At 48.6% G+C, this 317-nt stretch carries 1 protein-coding gene; it reads right to left on the bottom strand.

Going from position 1 to position 317, the window contains the following annotated elements:
* On the bottom strand, positions 1-317 hold a 317-nt coding region (locus QUA42_RS24090), incomplete at both ends, for a WD40 repeat domain-containing protein (RefSeq protein ID WP_445301362.1).

The raw sequence follows: 317 nt of genomic DNA, 5'->3' as shown, positions 1-317 counted from the left end.
GCAGAAGCCAATGTCTGGCCATCCGGACTCCATGCGATGCTTCTGACCGATTTGCTATGACCTGTGAGGGTAGCGAGCTCTTTTTGGGTTTGCAGGTTCCACACTTTGATGGTGTTGTCATTACTTGCAGAAGCCAATTTTTTGCCATCGGGATTAAATGCAATGCTATTGACCGCATCGTGATGCCCGGTGAGGGTATCGCTCGCTGTTGGGCTTTGCAGGTTCCAGAGTTTGATGGTATTGTCATTACTTGCAGAAGCCAATTTTTTGCCATCGGGATTAAATGCAATGCTATTGACCGCATCGTGATGCCCGGT

It is taken from the genome of Microcoleus sp. Pol11C2 (assembly GCF_036701505.1).
Classification (GTDB): Bacteria; Cyanobacteriota; Cyanobacteriia; order Cyanobacteriales; family Microcoleaceae; genus Microcoleus.
This window is presented reverse-complemented; position numbering and strand designations above follow the sequence as displayed.